The organism is Streptomyces inhibens, from assembly GCF_003389455.1.
Classification (GTDB): domain Bacteria; phylum Actinomycetota; class Actinomycetes; order Streptomycetales; family Streptomycetaceae; genus Streptomyces; species Streptomyces inhibens.
Genome location: NZ_QUAC01000308.1, coordinates 1 through 2,257, shown reverse-complemented (window position 1 = coordinate 2,257; position 2,257 = coordinate 1). Strand labels below are relative to the sequence as shown.

The window sequence follows — 2,257 nt, the reverse complement described above, 5'->3', positions numbered from 1 at the left end:
GGGCCGGGGCGCGCCCACCGCCGACGCCGAACCGGCCGCCGCGGGGCCGGCGCCCGTCACCCCCGCCGATGCCGCCGACGCCGCCCGGCTGGTCTCCTTCGGCCTCCAGCCCAAGCTGCTGCCCGCCCGCGACGCCGAATACGGCGAACTGCTGCGTCGCTATCGGGACGAACCCGCCTTCGCCCGGCTCGCCGACGCCGTCGCCACCGGCCTCGGCCTGGTCGTCCTGGAGGTCTCCACCCGCGCCGGGATGGCCGTCACCGCCGCCGAGGACTCCGTCTTCGCCGTACGCATGGGCGACTACGCCCGCCGCGCCTCCGCCGACTCCGCCGACCGCTTCCTGCACGGCCTGGCGCATCTGGCGGTCGCCGCACTGGCCTTCCCGCGCCCCGAAGACCTCGCCGACGACGGCTACATCGGCCGGATCACCGTCAACGGCGTCGACGCCTTCGTCCGGCAGGCCTGCCGCCGTCTGGAGGAGCGCGCCGAGCAGGAGGGCGAGAACACCGACCCCGCCACCGACGCCCCCGGCCTGGAATCCGCCTGGCGCATCTACGCCCGGCGCAGCGCGACCGGCGCCACCAAGGACGCCCGGCGGCTGGCCGGTTCGACCACCGGCATCATCGCCAAGGCCGTCACCTTCCTCGTCGACTCCGGCTTCCTGCAGCGCACCGGCGACGACGCCGGCGGCGCCTACCGCACCACCGCCCGCTATCAGCTCCAGGTCCGCGACATGGCCGGCAGCGCCGCCATGGCCGAGCTGCTGGAGCTGGGCATCGTCCCCGTCACCGACGGCAGCGCCGCGCTGATGCCTGGCGAGGACACCGACGACCTCGACCTGGTCGCAGACGCCGGACTGCCCTTCCACTCCGGCTGACCGGCCCGCACGGCCTCCGCCCGCCCCGACCACCGCACCACTACCCGCCACGACAACGAGAGTCCGCCATGTACGAGCTGTCCAGGGTCCGTCTCTACTCCATCGGGCCCGCCGGTGCGCGCTACGCCGACACCGTGCTGGACCTGCGCGGAGTCGGCGCGCCCGTGCCCCAACCGGCCCCGGCCCAGGCGGACTTCTTCGAGGACGAACCGGTCGGCCCGCCACGCCGCCCGGCCCCCGCCGGCGTCCTCTTCCTGGAGAACGGCGGCGGCAAGTCCGTCCTGCTCAAGCTGATCTTCTCGGTGATGCTGCCCGGCCACCGCAACACCCTCGGCGGCGCCAGCTCCGGCGTGCTGCGCAAATTCCTGCTCGCCGACGACTGCGGCCATGTCGCCCTGGAATGGCAGCACGTCCTCACCGGCGAGAGCGTGGTCGTCGGCAAGGTCAGTGAATGGCGCGGCCGGCAGGTCTCCAACGACCCCCGCAAGTTCGCCGAGGCCTGGTACAGCTTCCGGCCCGGCCCCGGCATGAGCCTGGACTCCCTCCCCGTCGCCGAGGCCACCGTCGTCCGCCCCCGCCAGGAGAGCGGCGAGGGCACCTCCGGCGCCCAGGGCCGCCGCCGCACGATGAAGGGCTTCCGCGACGTCCTCACCGAGGCCGGGAAGAGCTACCCCAACCTCGATGTCGTCTGGGAAGAGATCCACGAACGCTGGAACGAACACCTCGGCCACCTGGGCCTCGACCCCGAACTCTTCCGCTACCAGCGGGAGATGAACGCCGACGAGGGTGAAGCCGCCGGCCTGTTCGCGGTCAAGAACGACTCGGACTTCACCGATCTGCTGCTGCGCGCCGTCACCGACACCCGGGACACCGACGGCCTCGCCGACCTCGTGCACGGCTTCGCCCACAAGCTCGGCCGGCGCGCCGAGCTGACCGCCGAGCGGGACTTCACCGCCGGCTCCCTCGACCTGCTCTCGCGCATCGCCGAAGCCGCCGAGCAGCGCGAACGCGCCCGTGAGGTGCACGCCGGCGCGGAGCGCCGCACCCGCGGCCTCGCCCAGCGGCTGCACGCCCGCGGCACCGAGGAGCGCGGCCGCACCGCCGAGCTGGCCGAACAGGTCGCCGCCGCGGCCCACCGCGTCACCGACGCCGAGCGGATCCGCGAGCGCCGCTCCCTGGTCTCCGCCGAACTCTCCTACCGGCACGCCTCGCTGGCGCTGGCCGCCGCGGAGAAGGGCGCCGCCGCCCAGCGCCGCGAGCTGAACGACGCCCGTACGCTGCACAGCGCCTGGCAGGCCGCCGAGATCGCGCTGCGGCACCGCGCCGCCGCCGACCGCTCCGCGCGGGTCGCCGCCGCCATCCGCGAGGCCGAGCGGGACG

At 74.7% G+C, this 2,257-nt stretch carries 1 protein-coding gene and 1 pseudogene; both read left to right on the top strand.

The genetic code is table 11. From position 1 onward, the window contains the following. A partial coding sequence (locus tag DY245_RS33140; RefSeq protein WP_128510856.1) for a hypothetical protein occupies positions 1–877 on the top strand: 877 nt, incomplete at its 5' end. 68 nt (positions 878–945) lie between these two features. Beyond that, positions 946–2,257: pseudogene (locus DY245_RS33135) on the top strand (hypothetical protein); the annotation flags it as partial.